The sequence below is a fragment of the Thermosinus carboxydivorans Nor1 genome (assembly GCF_000169155.1).
Lineage (GTDB): Bacteria > Bacillota > Negativicutes > Sporomusales > Thermosinaceae > Thermosinus > Thermosinus carboxydivorans.
The window spans coordinates 12,694-27,831 of sequence record NZ_AAWL01000030.1 but is presented as its reverse complement, the minus strand read 5'-3'; the positions used below and the strand labels follow the sequence as shown (position 1 = coordinate 27,831).

15 protein-coding genes are annotated in these 15,138 nt (G+C 58.5%); 13 read left to right on the top strand and 2 right to left on the bottom strand.

All coding sequences use genetic code 11. The annotated features are described in order from the left end of the window. On the bottom strand, window positions 1-302 hold a 302-nt coding region (locus tag TCARDRAFT_RS13360; RefSeq protein ID WP_040683456.1), incomplete at its 3' end, for an IS110 family transposase. A 467-nt stretch (window positions 303-769) separates the two neighbouring features. Then, window positions 770-1,945 carry a M20 metallopeptidase family protein gene (locus TCARDRAFT_RS13355; RefSeq protein ID WP_007290502.1) on the bottom strand — a complete coding sequence of 392 codons (1,176 nt, stop codon included), beginning with the start codon at window positions 1,943-1,945 and terminating at the stop codon, window positions 770-772. Window positions 1,946-2,197: 252 nt separating this feature from the next. On the opposite strand from TCARDRAFT_RS13355, the gene TCARDRAFT_RS13350 reads away from it, so the two are divergent. From TCARDRAFT_RS13350 to TCARDRAFT_RS13290, 13 genes are all read left to right on the top strand, one after another. After that, complete coding sequence (locus TCARDRAFT_RS13350) at window positions 2,198-3,346, top strand: glycerate kinase (RefSeq protein WP_007290501.1); 1,149 nt, start codon at window positions 2,198-2,200, stop codon at window positions 3,344-3,346. Between the two features lie 169 nt (window positions 3,347-3,515). Next, the gene (bioB, locus tag TCARDRAFT_RS13345; protein ID WP_007290500.1) at window positions 3,516-4,505 is read left to right on the top strand and encodes a biotin synthase BioB; all 990 of its coding nucleotides are present in this window, start codon (window positions 3,516-3,518) and stop codon (window positions 4,503-4,505) included. Window positions 4,506-4,507: 2 nt separating this feature from the next. Beyond that, window positions 4,508-5,002: a hypothetical protein gene (locus tag TCARDRAFT_RS13340; RefSeq protein WP_007290499.1), complete on the top strand. Its 495-nt coding sequence runs from the start codon at window positions 4,508-4,510 to the stop codon at window positions 5,000-5,002. Next, complete coding sequence (locus TCARDRAFT_RS13335) at window positions 4,986-5,762, top strand: 6-carboxyhexanoate--CoA ligase (protein WP_007290498.1); 777 nt, start codon at window positions 4,986-4,988, stop codon at window positions 5,760-5,762. Before TCARDRAFT_RS13340 ends, TCARDRAFT_RS13335 begins: the two co-directional genes overlap by 17 nt. Then, window positions 5,750-6,922 carry an 8-amino-7-oxononanoate synthase gene (bioF, locus tag TCARDRAFT_RS13330; RefSeq protein ID WP_007290497.1) on the top strand — a complete coding sequence of 391 codons (1,173 nt, stop codon included), beginning with the start codon at window positions 5,750-5,752 and terminating at the stop codon, window positions 6,920-6,922. Before TCARDRAFT_RS13335 ends, bioF begins: the two co-directional genes overlap by 13 nt. A 6-nt stretch (window positions 6,923-6,928) precedes the next feature. Then, window positions 6,929-7,675, top strand: coding sequence for a dethiobiotin synthase (bioD, locus tag TCARDRAFT_RS13325; RefSeq protein ID WP_007290496.1), 747 nt, complete (start codon window positions 6,929-6,931; stop codon window positions 7,673-7,675). After that, window positions 7,662-9,005, top strand: coding sequence for an adenosylmethionine--8-amino-7-oxononanoate transaminase (gene bioA, locus TCARDRAFT_RS13320; RefSeq protein WP_007290495.1), 1,344 nt, complete (start codon window positions 7,662-7,664; stop codon window positions 9,003-9,005). The genes bioD and bioA overlap by 14 nt, the downstream gene beginning before the upstream one ends. Before the next feature lie 105 nt (window positions 9,006-9,110). After that, window positions 9,111-10,121 carry a D-cysteate sulfo-lyase gene (gene cuyA / locus TCARDRAFT_RS13315; RefSeq protein ID WP_007290494.1) on the top strand — a complete coding sequence of 337 codons (1,011 nt, stop codon included), beginning with the start codon at window positions 9,111-9,113 and terminating at the stop codon, window positions 10,119-10,121. Window positions 10,122-10,384: 263 nt separating this feature from the next. Beyond that, a complete protein-coding gene (locus TCARDRAFT_RS13310; protein ID WP_007290493.1) occupies window positions 10,385-11,113 on the top strand; it encodes a phosphatase in 729 nt (242 codons plus the stop codon). Between the two features lie 9 nt (window positions 11,114-11,122). Then, entirely contained in the window at window positions 11,123-12,004 is an 882-nt protein-coding gene (gene rapZ, locus TCARDRAFT_RS13305) for an RNase adapter RapZ (RefSeq protein ID WP_007290492.1), read from the top strand. 30 nt (window positions 12,005-12,034) lie between these two features. Continuing rightward, the gene (locus TCARDRAFT_RS13300) at window positions 12,035-13,390 is read left to right on the top strand and encodes a gluconeogenesis factor YvcK family protein (protein WP_007290491.1); all 1,356 of its coding nucleotides are present in this window, start codon (window positions 12,035-12,037) and stop codon (window positions 13,388-13,390) included. A gap of 16 nt (window positions 13,391-13,406) precedes the next feature. After that, a complete protein-coding gene (whiA, locus tag TCARDRAFT_RS13295; RefSeq protein WP_007290490.1) occupies window positions 13,407-14,348 on the top strand; it encodes a DNA-binding protein WhiA in 942 nt (313 codons plus the stop codon). After that, window positions 14,345-15,103: a polysaccharide deacetylase family protein gene (locus TCARDRAFT_RS13290; RefSeq protein ID WP_007290489.1), complete on the top strand. Its 759-nt coding sequence runs from the start codon at window positions 14,345-14,347 to the stop codon at window positions 15,101-15,103. Before whiA ends, TCARDRAFT_RS13290 begins: the two co-directional genes overlap by 4 nt. Window positions 15,104-15,138: the final 35 nt, after the last annotated feature.

Below are 15,138 nucleotides of genomic sequence, written 5' to 3'. Positions count from 1 at the left end.
TTTACATCTGTCTTGCGTCCCGGAACTGCTTTTATGTGTTGTGCATTGACTACCAAAATCTCAATTCCCGTATGTTCTAAAAGATTGTAAATTGGTTTCCAGTAAACTCCCGTGCTTTCCATAGCTACATGACTACAGCCGTGACTTTGAAGCCAGCTTACTAATTCATGCAAGTCGTCCGTCATAGTGCCAAATGTTCGAATTTCTTTGTTGTCAGGTGTGATAACGCAGGCAACGATAATCTTCTTGTGAACATCCATACCACAACAGCGTTCATGGACAATGCGGATTACTTGTTTCATGAGAAGATCCCCTCTGCGGCCTTATTTTGCGACTGGTGCAGTAACCCTTGTACGAGTAATCTACTCCGCGTGCTTCCTAAATGTAGGAGCAACAATTTGTGGTGCACCAGGTAACTGGGGTTCAGTCTACCCTTCAGGCTCGAAGCACTAGCAAGCTATCGACCTCTCTTCGCCAGCCGCAAAAAAATTATTCTACATATGCACCTGGTTTTCATTCTTTGTTGGTGTCGTGCTAACGACATGGGGGGTCTACCCTGAAAACCAGTAACATCACACGGTGAGTATTGGAACCGCAGAGGACACAGAGATAAAATTTTATTAAAATTAATTAAAACCCCAAGTGCGATGTATATCGCACTCTCCGTGCGCTCCGCGGTTCAATCCCGGTTTTCCTGGCTTGTGGTGCCAATTTATTGGCGTAAATATCTTTACGGCTTGATTAAAAAGGCTGTTCTTGTACGCCAATGCTAGTTAGCGGCGGTTGACTGGAAATAATCCAGCACGGTCTGCACCAGCACCCGCACGCCGATGCCGATGGCGGATTCGTCAAAATCGAAGCGGGGATGGTGGCTGGGATAGGGAAAGGCCTCGCCGCCGGACCCGATGCGGAAAAAGGCGGCCGGCGCCGCTTGGGCAAAGTAGGCGAAGTCTTCGCCGCCCATGCTGGGGTCAAGGCGGACGATATTGTCGGGACCGACAATCCGGGCAGCGCTTGCTGCGACTAACGCGGTCAGGGCGTGATCGGTGATAAGGGGCGGATAACCCCGGTTGTAAACAAATTCGTAAGCGGCGCCGTGCGCCGCGGTAATGCCGCTGACAATCTGTTCAATTTTGGCCGGCATTGCCGCCCGTAGCTTTTCAGACAGCGTCCTGACCGTACCCCATAGTTCTACCCGGTCGGCGATGACATTATTAGCGTAACCGCCGCGGATGCTGCCGATGGTGACTACCGCGGCGTCCAGGGGGTTGATTTGCCGGCTGACAACGGTCTGAAGGGCGTTAACGACCTGCGCGGCAACGACAACGGCATCAACCGTCTGGTGGGGGTGAGCGCCATGGCCGCCTTTGCCGACAATAGTGATTTTAATTTCATCGGTAGCGGCGCACGTCTGGCCGTAGCTCAGGCCAATCTGGCCGGCGGGCAGGGGGTTGTAAAGATGAAAGCCGAAGACGGCTTCCACTTCCGGTTCGGTCAGTACGCCTGCGGCAATCATGGGCTGGGCGCCACCAGGGCCTTCTTCGGCCGGCTGAAAAATAAACTTTACCGAGCCGGGCAGGCGCGGACGCAGGCGCTGCAGCACCATCGCCGCTCCCAGCGCGATGGCCATATGGCCGTCATGGCCGCAGGCATGCATTACGTTAGGTACCGTCGAGGCATAGGGGGCTTGGCTTTGCTCCTGGATGGGCAGGGCGTCCATATCGGCCCGCACGGCTACCGTCCGGGGGCCGGCGCCGCGGATCAGGCCGGTGACGCCGGTTAGGGCAATACCGGTTTTGACTTCTAGGCCGGCCGAGATCAGGATGGAAGCAATCACCTCGGCCGTGCGGACTTCATGAAAAGCCAGCTCCGGGTAGCGGTGGAGCTGGCGCCTGATGGCAATCAGCGTGGGCAGGTATTCGTCGACAAGATACTGCCAGTTCATGGCCTGACCTCCTGCGGATGATAGATACGTAATATATATGCCGCATTTGCCGACTTGAATACCGGCTACCATGGAAAGTGGAAATCGGAAAGTGGTATGAGGTATGAAGTATGAGGTATGAGGTATGAAGTATGAGGTATGAAGTATGAGGTATGAGGTGGTGCGGCTGAGGTTTTTTGAACAGGCTGCAGGAATATTCTGGAGGACGGCCAATATTCATAATCCAGGATATTTTACGAAAGGTGTGAATTTATGCGTGTAGTGATTGCTCCCGATTCGTTTAAAGGCAGTGTGTCGGCGCTGGGCGTGGCCAACGCCGTGGCGAACGGGGTGCGGGCGGTTTTTCCTGATGCGGAAATCATCAAGGTACCGATTGCCGACGGCGGCGAAGGTACGGTAGAAGCACTAGTTACGGCGACTGGCGGGCAAATCGTGACCCGCGAAGTCGTTGGACCACTTGGCGAACCAGTTATGGCGCATTGGGGCGTTTTAGGCGATGGTGATACGGCGGTTATTGAAATGGCGGCCGCGTCAGGCCTGACGTTGGTGCCGAAAGAGAAGCGCGACCCCCGCATTACCACCACTTATGGCACCGGTCAGCTCATTAAGGCGGTTCTCGACCGGGGCATCCGCAAAATCATCATCGGTATCGGCGGCAGCGCTACCAATGACGGTGGAACCGGTATGGCCAAAGCGCTGGGGGCGCGGTTTTTGGACGCGAGCGGCCAGGAATTGCCGCCCGGCGGGGCCGCCTTGGCCAGACTGGCCAAAATCGACCTCAGTGGTTTGGACGAGCGGCTGCGCACCACGACCATCCTGGTAGCCTGTGATGTCGACAACCCACTGTGCGGACCGCGCGGCGCTTCGGCCGTCTATGGGCCGCAAAAAGGCGCCACGCCGGAAATGGTCAAAGAACTGGACGCGGCGCTAAAAAATTTTGCCGCCGTGGCGACTGTCGCGACTGGCAAAGATGTGGCTGACTATCCGGGGGCGGGTGCGGCCGGCGGCCTGGGGGCCGGTTTGCTCTTCTTTACGGGCGCCCAGCTGCGCCCCGGGGTGGAGATTGTCCTGGAGACGACCGGCTTTGCTTCTCTTGTTGCCACCGCCGATCTGGTGATCACCGGGGAAGGGCGCACCGATTTCCAGACCGCTTACGGCAAGGCTCCGGTCGGTGTGGCCAAAGTGGCGAAGCAGTACGGTGTGCCGGTCGTCTGTCTGTCCGGCGGCCTGGGTGACGGCGCCGATGATGTCCTGGCCCAGGGTGTGGACGCGCTAATGAGTGTGGTACCGCAGCCGATGGCGCTGGACGAATGCATGGCCCATGGCGCGGAGCTTATCGAGCAGGCGGCTGCCCGCCTGTGCCGTCTGGTAAAAGTAGGCCTGACGATGAGCGCAAGATAGAGGCAAAAGAGGGTAAAAACCCTCTTTTTTTCTTTACAAACGCTCCCAGGCGGTGTATAGTAGTATTGTTAACATCTGTATGACAATGGTGTTAACGAATATTTTTGATTAAATGGTTAACTGCTTAATTTAAGGTAGTTAACATTAGCATCTACGAGGAGGCATGACCATGGACTTGATTTTGGACTTAGCCCGCAAGGTACTGGGCGGCGGCCAGCTTACCATGGCGGAGGCGCTGGCGCTGGCGCGGACGCCGGACAGCGACCTGCCGGTGCTATTGGCGATGGCCGATAAAATCCGCCAGCATTATGTAGGAGACGGCGTAGACCTGTGTGCCATTGTTAACGGCCGCTCCGGCATGTGCCCCGAAAATTGCGCCTTCTGCGCCCAATCGGCTCATCACCAGGCGCAGGTGAAAGTGTACTCTCTGTTGCCTGAGGACGAACTGGTGGCCGCGGCCAAACGGGCCGAGGAAAGCGGCGCGCTGCGGTTTGCCATCGTAACCAGCGGGCGGGGGGTGGAGGACGACGACGAATTTCCGAAAATTGTCCGCGCCTTGGCCCGCATCAAACAGGAAACACGGCTGAAGGTATGTTGTTCGCTGGGCACGCTGTCGCGGGAAAACGCTGAGGCTCTGGCGGCGGCCGGCGTCAGCCGCTATCACCATAATGTCGAGACCAGCCGGAGTTTTTACCCGCAGATCTGCAGCACCCACAGTTATGACGACCGGGTGGCCACCATTGCTGTGGCCAAGGCCGCGGGGATGGAGGTATGCTCCGGCGGCATCATTGGCCTGGGCGAAACGATGGAGCAGCGGTTGGAGATGGCCTTTGAACTAAAGAGCTACGGCGTTGACGCCGTCCCCATCAACATTCTCAATCCCATTCCGGGCACCGCCCTGGCGCACCAGCCGCCCCTGCCGCCGCGGGAAATCCTCCGCACCTTTGCCTTGTTCCGCTTTATTTTGCCCGAATGCGGCATTCGCACGGCGGGCGGTCGCGAGGTAAACCTGCGCGATTTGCAATCCCTTGGCTTAATGAGCGGCATTAGCGGCATGCTGATCGGCGGTTATCTTACCACTGGCGGGCGAGCCTGTGCCGACGACCTGCAGATGATCCGCGACCTCGGCCGGCAGCCGCTGTCGGCGCGGGAGGTCTAACCATGGGCCGCGCGCGGACGATAGCCCAAACCGGCCTGCTGGCGGCGTTTATCGCCATCACCGGTGCGATAAAGCTCCCCGGCCTGGTTCCCGGCACGGAGTTTCAGCTGTCGGCGCCGCTGGCCGTGGCCATCTGCAGTGTTTTCGGCTTTAAACGCTACATAATTGCCGGTATGCTGGCCAGTGCTGCCGGTTTGGTTCTTGGTACGCAGACGCTGCTCAATGTCTTTATCGCTTTGGTTTTTCGCCTGACGGTCGGGTTGATCCTGATGACTTTCGGCACGGCCTGGCCGGTGGTCACGTTGGCCGGGCCGGTCGGCTCGGCGATCGCCCGGCTGGCCCTCAGCGGCCTCTTGGGCAAGGCGGTCATCCCGGTACTGGCGGCGGCAGTGCCGGGCATGATTTACACGACCGTGACGGCCTGGCCGCTTACTCTGCTGTTAAAACGGGTGAAAAGTCAAACCGAAAGGATGTTGATTCATGCTGTACAGCGTTAGGATGCGCGCCGCCCAGGGCGGCCCCCATGAAGCGGGCGGGCGCCATATTTCCGGGGCTGAACGGATAGCCGGCGCCGGCGATCTGGCCGCCCTGGCAACGGAGATGTTGACCCGGGCGCTAGCGCACAGCCGGGGACGGGCCGACTTTATTAATATTACCGTCGAAGCAATAAATGCAGAAAATGTCCGTCGCGTGCCGCTGCTACCGGTCACGACGGTAGCCGTCCCTGATGTAGCGGCCGGACGGGAGGCGGCGGTTGCCCAGCTTATTAAAGCCGGTGTTGCCCCCGCGGCGGCCCGGCAGGGCCTGGCGGCCCTGCTGGGCCTGGCCGACAGTATGCGCGGCGCCATGCTGGTTTGTGCGGAGTCTGGCCGCCGTCTGGACAATAAGGCGCTGCGCGGCGTCCGCGTGTCGCGCATGGACGCCGCCGACCCGGCCGGACTGACAGCTTTTCTTAGCCGCCGGGGGCTGAACAACGCCCATGTGCGGGAAGCGCTGGTGCTGGCGGCCAAGGTGGCTGCCGCTCCCGGCGTGGTCGCCGAACTGTGCTGGTCCGACGACCCGGAGTACACGGCCGGTTATGTGGCAAGCAGCCAGGGCTACTATCGGTTTCCCTACTTGAAACCGTATGGGTCGCCGGTGGGCGGGCGGGTCTTTTTCGTTGCGCCCGGCTGTGACCAGGCGGCCCTGATCGAGTATCTGGAGCGCCAGCCCGTGTTAGTGACGGCGCCGGAGGAGGAGAGCGAATGCAGTTTGTGACCGAAGCGCTGGCCGAAATAAAGCGGCACGGCTTGTACCGGCAAATTCCTGATTACGACCCGGTTGATGCCGTCCATGTGGTGGAAGACGGCCGGCGGTATTTAATGCTGGCGTCCAATAATTACCTGGGCCTGACCCATGACCCGGCTGTCCGCGAGGCGGCGGCCGCGGCCGCCTTGCGGTATGGCGCCGGTTCCGGCGGCGCCCGGCTGACGACCGGCAGCCATCCCTTGTTTGCCGAACTGGAGCGTGAATTGGCAGCGTTTAAAGGGACAGAGGCGGCGCTGGTGTTCAATACCGGCTATATGGCCAACGTGGGCATCATCAGCGCTTTAGCCGGGCCAGGCGACGTTATTTTCAGCGATGAGCTCAATCACGCCAGCATTATCGACGGCTGCCGGCTGGCCCGAGCCAAGGTGGTAGTATACCGTCACGCCGATGCAGGGCATCTGGCCGAGTGCTTGGCGACAACGCCGTGCGCCGGCCGCCGCCTGATTGTCACCGACGGTGTGTTCAGCATGGACGGCGATATTGCGCCCCTGGACCAAATCGTGCCGCTGGCCGAGCAATATGATGCCCTCGTCATGGTGGACGATGCCCATGCCACCGGCGTCATCGGCCCGGGCGGCCGCGGGACGACCGCCTATTTCGGGCTAAAGGGGCGGGTGCATATTGAAATGGGCACGCTGAGCAAGGCGCTGGCGGCCGAAGGCGGTTATGTGGCCGGTCGACGCGAGCTAATTGATTATTTGGTTAATAAAGCGCGCAGTTTTATATTTTCCACCGCCCTCGCCCCGGCGACGGTGGCGGCGGCGACGGCGGCGCTCAGAGAGCTGGCCGCTCGTCCCGCCCTGGTGGCGACGCTCCAGGCCAACGCCCGGTATCTGCGCGATCGCTTAAACGAAGCAGGCTTTAACGTAGCAAGCAGCGTAACCGCCATAATCCCCGTTATCGTCGGCGAGGCGGACGCGGCGGTGGCCATGGCCCGCAGCCTCAAAGAAGCCGGCCTGATTGTTTCCGCCATCCGGCCGCCAACCGTTCCGCCCGGCACCTGTCGGCTCCGGCTGACGGTGTCGGCAGCGCATTCCAGGGAAGATCTGGCGGCGGCCGCCGAACATATTATTGCTGCCGGACGGCGGCTGGGAATTGTGAAGGAGTGAGAGCTTATGTCCGGACTGTTTATTACTGCTACCGATACCGAAGTTGGCAAAACGGTGATTACCGGCGCGCTGGCAGCGGCGCTCAGGCAGCGCGGCCTGGCGGTGGGCGTGATGAAGCCGGTTGCTTCCGGCGGCGTCACTAGCCAGGACGGTAAGCTCTTAGCCGAAGATGCGACTTTTCTCATGCGGGCCGCCGGCCTGGCGGAAAGCGAGCGGTCCTACGTCAACCCCGTCTGTTTGGCGCCGGCCCTCACCCCGGCGGTCGCCGCGGTCGAAAGCGGCGTAACGATAAACGTACCTGACCTGGTTGCTGCCTGCCGCTGCCTGCTAAACCGTTACCCTATGGCACTGATCGAAGGCGTGGGCGGCATTACGGCCCCTATTTGGGAGGAGTACCTGGTAGTCGACCTGATGGCCGAACTGGCGCTGCCCGCCCTGGTGGTTGCCCGCCCCAACCTGGGCACCATCAACCATACGGTGCTGACGGTCGACTATGCCCGGCGCCGCGGCATCAAGGTGGCCGGCATCATCATCAACGGCTGGGATGAGGCCAAAGCCGGCGTCCTGGAGCGGAGCAACCTGGCCTACATCGAGCGGCTGACCGGCGTGCCGGTGCTGGGTAAGTTCCCTTATAGCCCAGACATAAGCGTGCCGAAAGCCAAGGTAACGGACTTAGCTGCTCTGGCCGAGCAGCATTTGGCCATCGACCGGATTATCGAACTGTTAGGAGGCACCGACCATGCAGGACATTGAACGGAAAGACAAGACCTATGTCTGGCACCCTTTCACCCAGATGCAGGACTGGGTGGAGAACAAACAGCTGGTTATCGCCGCCGGCGATGGGATTAAACTGATTGATATCGACGGCAAAGCTTATTATGACGGCGTTTCCTCGCTGTGGCTCAATGTCCACGGCCATCGCAAGGCAGCAATCGACCAGGCCATTATCGACCAGTTGGGCAAAATTGCCCACACGACCATGCTGGGCCTGGCCAATATTCCAGCCGCCGAACTGGCGGAGCAGCTTGTCAAAATCGCGCCGCCCGGCTTGACGCGGGTATTCTACTCGGACAGCGGTTCCACGGCGGTGGAGATCGCCGTGAAAATGGCGTACCAATACTGGCAGCTCAAAGGCCAAACGCAGAAAAAGAAGTTTATCACCCTGACCAACGCCTACCATGGCGACACGGTCGGCTCGGTCAGTGTTGGCGGCATCGACCTTTTTCATCGCATTTTCGCGCCTCTCTTGTTCGAGACCGTCCATGCCCCGTCGCCGTCCTGTTTTCACTGTACGCTGGGCGATTCGCCCGCCGCGTGCGGCTTTGCCTGTGTGGTCGCCGTGGAAAAACTGCTTGCTGACCATCATGGCGAAATCGCGGCCATGGTGGTCGAACCCCTGGTGCAGGGCGCGGCCGGCATGCTGGTGCAGCCGCCCGGGTATCTGCGGCGCGTCCGGGAGCTTACCCAGAGGTACGGCGTCCTTCTGATCGTGGACGAAGTGGCCACCGGCTTTGGCCGCACGGGGCGCATGTTCGCCTGTGAGCACGAAGGCGTCAGTCCCGACCTCATGACCATGGCCAAAGGCATTACCGGCGGCTATCTGCCGCTCGCCGCCACCTTGACGACGGACGAGATCTATAACGCCTTTCTCGGCCCGGTGGAAGCGCAAAAGACCTTTTTCCACGGTCATTCCTACACCGGCAACCCGCTGGCTTGTGCCGCGGCGCTGGCCAACTTGCGCATTTTCCGCGACGAGCAGGTGATTGAAAACCTCGGCCCCAAAATTGAAGCCGCCCGCCGCAAGCTGGCAGCATTTTGGCAGCTGGCGGCCGTCGCCGATATCCGCCAGTGCGGCCTGATGATTGGCATCGAGCTCATGCAGGACAAGGCGACGAAACAGCCGTACCCACCGGCCTGGCGGATGGGCCACCGCGTGTGCATGAAAACGCGCGAATACGGCCTCATCATCCGTCCCCTCGGCGACGTCGTGGTGTTTATGCCGCCGCTGGCCAGCACGGTGGAAGAGATCGAGGAAATGCTGGACATCATCTACCGGGCCATCGCCGAAGTGACCAATTGTTAATATTTGTTCGGCCGCCATCACGGCGGCTTATTTTTAGCAGGTAATCCTGCGGAATTGGGCGAAGTAATAAATAGATAAGAATATTTGTAATATGGAGGTATGTCGATGAATTTGGCTCAATTTCCCCGGCGGCGCTATACCGCAGGACCGACGCCGCTCGAAAAACTGACGCGGCTGTCGGAAGTCCTCGGCGGTCCGGATATCTACATCAAGCGCGATGACTTGCTTGGCCTGGCGGCGGGCGGCAACAAGACGCGGAAATTGGAGTTTTTGGTAGCCGATGCCCTGCTGCAGGGGGCAGACACGCTTATTACCTGCGGCGCTGTGCAGTCCAACCATTGCCGCCTGACCTTGGCGGCGGCGGTAAAGGAGGGTCTGAAATGCCGTCTCGTGTTGGAAGAGCGGGTTCCGGGCAGCTACAACCCTGACGCCAGCGGTAACAACTTCCTCTTCCGCCTCATGGGGGTAGAGGCGGTCAAAGTGGTGCCCGGCGGCTCGGATATGATGCAAGCCATGGAGGCCGTTGCCGCGGAAGTGGCCCAAGAGGGGCGCAAGGCCTATATTATTCCAGGCGGCGGCTCCAACGAAATCGGCGCTACCGGCTATGTGGCCTGCGCCGAGGAAATCTTGGCCCAGGCCTTTGATCAAGGCATCAACTTTGACTGCATCGTAACGACAAGCGGCAGTGCCGGCACTCATGCCGGTCTGGTAGTCGGCTTCTGGGGAAATAACAGCAATATCCCGGTTATTGGCATCAACATCAGCCGCAAGAAGGACGTCCAGGAGGAACTGGTCTACAACCTGGCGCAGCGTACTGCCGCCCGCGTCGGTGTTAGGGGCGGTATTCCCCGCACGGCGGTGCAGTGTTTCGATGAATATGTGGGACCCGGCTATTCCCTGCCCACGCCGGCAATGGTCGAAGCAGTAACGCTGCTGGCCCGCACCGAGGCTATTCTCCTTGATCCCGTGTATACCGGCAAAGCCATGGCCGGACTGATTGATTTAATCCGCCAAGGCTATTTCAAGAAAGGGCAGAAGGTGCTGTTTGTCCATACCGGCGGCTCGCCGGCCTTGTATGCCTACACGCGTACTTTTTACGACAGCAAAATCGTTTAACCCATTTGTTCAGCCGCCTCCGCTTATTTAGCAGAAAGACGGCAGCAGGCGGGGAAAATGGAAAAGATAAAGGCTTGTCAGCGCTCCTGCTGCCTGACGGCCTTTTTCTTTTATCGCCGCTTTGCCTGGCGGAGGACAAGGGTTTTTGCTTTTTTCCCGGTTTTGCCATATAATGTAATGTATTGAGGGAAAGTGGAAAATGGAAAGTGGTAAGTTGGAAAGTGGAAAGCCGCATAATAAGCAATAATTAAGGGGGCTGGAGCATGCAATTTGTTGCCGACCTGCATGTTCATACCGTGGCCAGTGGCCACGCCTACAGCACGGTGCTCGAAATTGCCCGCGCCGCTGCCGACCGGAAACTTGCGATGATTGCCCTTACTGACCATGGGCCGGGTATGCCGGGCGGCCCGCACCCATATCACTTCAGCAACCAAGTCGTCATTCCCGCCGAATTGTTCGGGGTAAGAATACTTAAAGGGATTGAGGCCAACGTCATGGACCGGGACGGCCGGCTTGACCTTGACGAAGGTCGCCTGGCCAAGATGGACATCGTGCTGGCCGGCCTGCATACCTACTGTGCCCCGTACGGTACGGTGGAAGAAAATACAACCATGATGATTAATGCCATGAAAAATCCTTGGGTCGACGTCATTGTTCACCCTGGTAATCCGGAATATCAGGTGGACCTGGAAGCGGTGGTCAAAGCGGCCGTTCGCTATGACGTAGCGCTGGAAATCAACAATAGCTCCCTAACCGTATCCCGGCAAGGCAGCGCGCCGTACTGCCACACGCTTGCCGGCCTCGCCAAAACTTACGGCGCCAAACTTATTGTCGGCAGCGACAGCCATTTCGCCTTGTCGGTAGGCGATTTCGGTGCCGCTGCCGCGCTACTCGCCGCCGAGGGCATCGGGCCGGAAATGGTGCTTAATACTTCGCTTGAGCGGATTTTTGCCCATTTACGCCGCCGCACCAACCGGCGGCACAGTTTCTGAGGTGACAACATGGAAGACTTACGCCTCGTAATTATTACCGGTATGTCAGGTGCCGGCAAAAGCCAGGTGGCACGCGCCATGGAAGACTTGGGCTATTTTTGCGTCGATAACCTGCCGCCGGCCCTGATCCCTAAGTTTGCCGAACTGTGCGCCCAATCGGCGGGGCGTGTGCGCAAAATCGCCCTGGTAGTCGACATCCGGGGCGGCGAATTTTTTGACACCCTTGTGCAGGTACTCGAGGACATGGAGAAGCAAGGGTTTTTCTACGAAATCCTGTTCCTGGAAGCGGCCGACGAGACCCTTATCCGGCGGTACAAGGAAACGCGGCGACGCCACCCCATGGCTCCCCACGGCCGCATCAGCGAAGGCATTAGCCGCGAGCGCGACCGACTGGAACATATCCGGGGCCGCGCCACCCATATTATCGATACTTCTGACTTGTCCACGGCCCAGCTTAAAGACAAAATCGCTGCCTTGTTTGCCGGTGAGCGCGAATATGAGCGCATGACCATCACGGTGGTGTCGTTCGGGTTTAAATACGGCATCCCCCTTGATGCCGATATGGTTTTTGACGTGCGCTTTTTGCCCAATCCGTTTTATGTAGAGTCACTGCGGAAAAAGAGCGGCGAGACCCCGGAAGTGAGCGAATATATCTGGAAGTGGCCGATTACCCAGCAGTTTATGGAAAAGCTGGGCGGGCTGGTCGACTTTCTGGTTCCCAACTACATCAAAGAGGGCAAAAGCCAATTGATTATTGCCGTTGGTTGCACAGGCGGCCTGCACCGTTCGGTTTTTGTAGCCAACAAGATCTATGAAGGGCTGCGCAACAAGGGGTATAAAGTTAATGTGGAACACCGGGATATCAAGCATAATATCGTCGAACCCTGTTGAGGCTGATGCTAGCGGCAAGGGGTGGTAACCGTGCATTTTTTGAAATGGCTGTACCCGGGCATGAAACTCAAGCGCTGGCTGCTATTGTTTTCCCTGGGCGCCATCGCCGCCAGCCTGGGCTTGGCGATTGTCTTCAACTATAAGTTTGTCGGTTCGGTGGAGGAAGCGCTGTTTAAATTTGTTTACCGGACTACCGGTAAATATTACTACACCGCCACCACCGTTGCCGGCATCGGCATCATCGCTCTCGGCTTGGCGACCATGACCTTCGCCACCCGGCAAATTATCCGTTCGGTAATCAGTGTGCTGGTGCCGGAGGGGTCGGAGCGGCTGGTGGAAATTATTTTTCAAAAGCGTAAACTTAATCGCGGGCCGGCGATTGTCGTTATTGGCGGCGGCACCGGTCTGTCGGTCTTGTTGCGGGGGATAAAGTCGGTGACCAGCAATGTGACGGCCATTGTTACGGTGGCCGACGACGGCGGTTCGTCCGGGCGCATCCGGGAAGATTTGGGCATTATTCCGCCCGGCGACCTGCGCAACTGCTTGGTAGCTCTGGCCGACACCGAGCCGCTGATGGAGAAGCTCTTTCAGCACCGGTTCGGCGGCGCCGGCGACTTGGCCGGCCACAGCTTCGGCAACCTCTTCCTTGCCGCCATGACCGAGGTATTGGGTGATGTGGAACTGGCACTCAAAGAGTCCAGCAAAGTCCTGAAAGTGCGGGGGCAGGTGCTGCCGGCTTCCACCACTACCATCCGCCTGGTGGCTGAAATGACTGACGGCACCCTGGTTGAAGGAGAATCGCAAATTCCCCTCGCCAAAAAGACCATCAAGAGAATTAGCATTAGGCCGCACGACGCACAGCCGGTGGAAGCGGCGCTCGAGGCCATCCGCGACGCCGATGTCTGCATTCTCGGGCCGGGCAGCCTGTATACCAGCGTTATGCCCAATCTGCTGGTGCAGGGCATTGCCGATGCCTTGCGCCAGAGTGAAGCGGTCAAAATCTATATCTGCAATGTCATGACCCAGCCGGGCGAAACGGATGGCTATACGGCGTCGCGGCATGTGCAGGCCATTTTTGATCATGTCGGGCCGGGCGTTATTGATTACGTTGTCGTCAATGTGCAGGAAGTCGCGGAAAGCCTTCAGAATACTTACGCCCGCCAGGGCGCCTACCCTGTTTTGGCCGATATCGAGGCCATCGAGGCGATGGGCGTTAAGGTGATTGGCGCTAACCTCATCAGCGAAACAAACCTGGTGCGCCATGACCCGGTTAAATTGTCCCGCACCATCGTCGACCTGGTCTATAAACTAAAAAGTACTTCCGAGCGGATGAAGCTGCTCGATTATTATCTCATTGCCGAAAACATCAAGGAGATTAAAGACTGACGGAGTTGATTCACCTTTGTCTTTTTCCGCGGAAGTAAAAAACGAACTGGCCCGCGTCGCCGGCGACAATCAGTGCTGCCACCTGGCCGAACTGGCGGCGTTGATGCGAATGGGCGGCGCGGTGTCCATCGGTGGCAATAAGAACCTTGGCATCAATTTCACCACGGAAAATGCCGCCGTGGCTCGCAAGGTCCTGGCCCTGATCAAACGGGGCTTCAGTCTCAAAACCGAGGTCGTGGTTACCCGCGGCCGCCGGCTAAAAAAAAATAACGCTTATCATATCAAGGTGCTTCCTTCCCCGGTGGTCGCCGAGCTGTTAGCCGCGCTCGGCATCATGAAAGGCGACAGTATTAACGTCGGCCGTGACAGCGGCATGTTGCGCAAGGCCTGCTGCCGGCGGGCTTACTTGCGCGGCGCTTTTTTAGGCGGCGGTTCGGTTAACCGGCCGGAAGGCGACTATCATTTGGAACTGGTCACCGGCAATCTTGATTTCGCCAAGACGCTGGTGCGGCTGTTAAAGTCGTTCGGCCTGCCGGGCCGTCTGACCGACCGCAAAGGCGATTATATTGTTTATCTCAAGGACGGTGAGGCCATCACTTCCTTTTTGCGCATCATCGGCGCCCATTCCGCTCTGATGGAGTTCGAGAACGTGCGGGTGGTCAAAGACATGCGCAACAAGGTCAACCGCCTGGTCAACTGTGAGACGGCCAACCTGCAGAAGACGGTCAACGCCGCGCTGCGGCAGGTGGAAAACATCGAGTTCATTGCCCGTACAATCGGCCTGGACAAGCTGCCGCCGTCACTTAAGGAGGCGGCGGAGGCGCGTTTGGCCTACCGGGAGGCTACGCTCCAGGAACTGGTCGATGCGCTGGACGGGCGGGTAAGTAAATCGGGCATGAACCACCGCCTGCGCAAACTGGAGCAAATTGCCCGGGAACTGAGGGGGGAAGCGCCGTGACGAAGGCAAAAAAACTGCTTGCCGTCGCCTTAATTTGCGGGGGCGGCTTTCTCTTTTGGCTGTTTTCGCCGGCAGGCGGGGTGCCTATTCTGGCTTATCACATGGTGGATCCGGCCCCGGAAGTTTACAGCATTGATCCGGCTGATTTTGAAGAGCAGATGCGTTATTTGGCCAAGGAGGGCTATACCGCCATCTCGCTGGCCGAGATGCTGGACGGGCTGGCCGGCAAGCGGACATTGCCGGCCAAACCAATTGTGATAACTTTTGACGACGGTTACCGGGACAATTATACTACCGCCCTGCCGATCCTCGAGAAATACAATTTCAAAGCCACTGTCTTCGTCATCGCCGGCCAGGTGGGCCAGAGCGGCTATTTGACCTGGGAGGAAATCAAGGACATGCAGCGGCGCCATGTCGAAATCGGTTCTCATACTTTAAGTCATGCGGCACTGACCGACATTACCCTGCCGGAACGGCAGCGGGAAGTTGGTCTGTCGAAGCAGGTGTTAGAGCGCCACCTGGGAACGCCGGTGGAATTTTTCGCCTATCCTTACGGCAAATTTGACCCGGCTATATTTGCCATTTTGCAGGAAGCAGGTTATCGCGGCGCCTGCTCCGGCATTGCCGGTCTTAACTTTCAGGGGGACAACGCTTACCGTCTGAAACGGGTCAATATTCCCCGGCCGCGGTATGGCCTGTGGGAATTCAGGCTGCGCCTGCTGCGGGCGCATGTTTATGCCAAGCTTGGGATATAAATCCAAATACAAATTATATTACAAGTGATGACTGT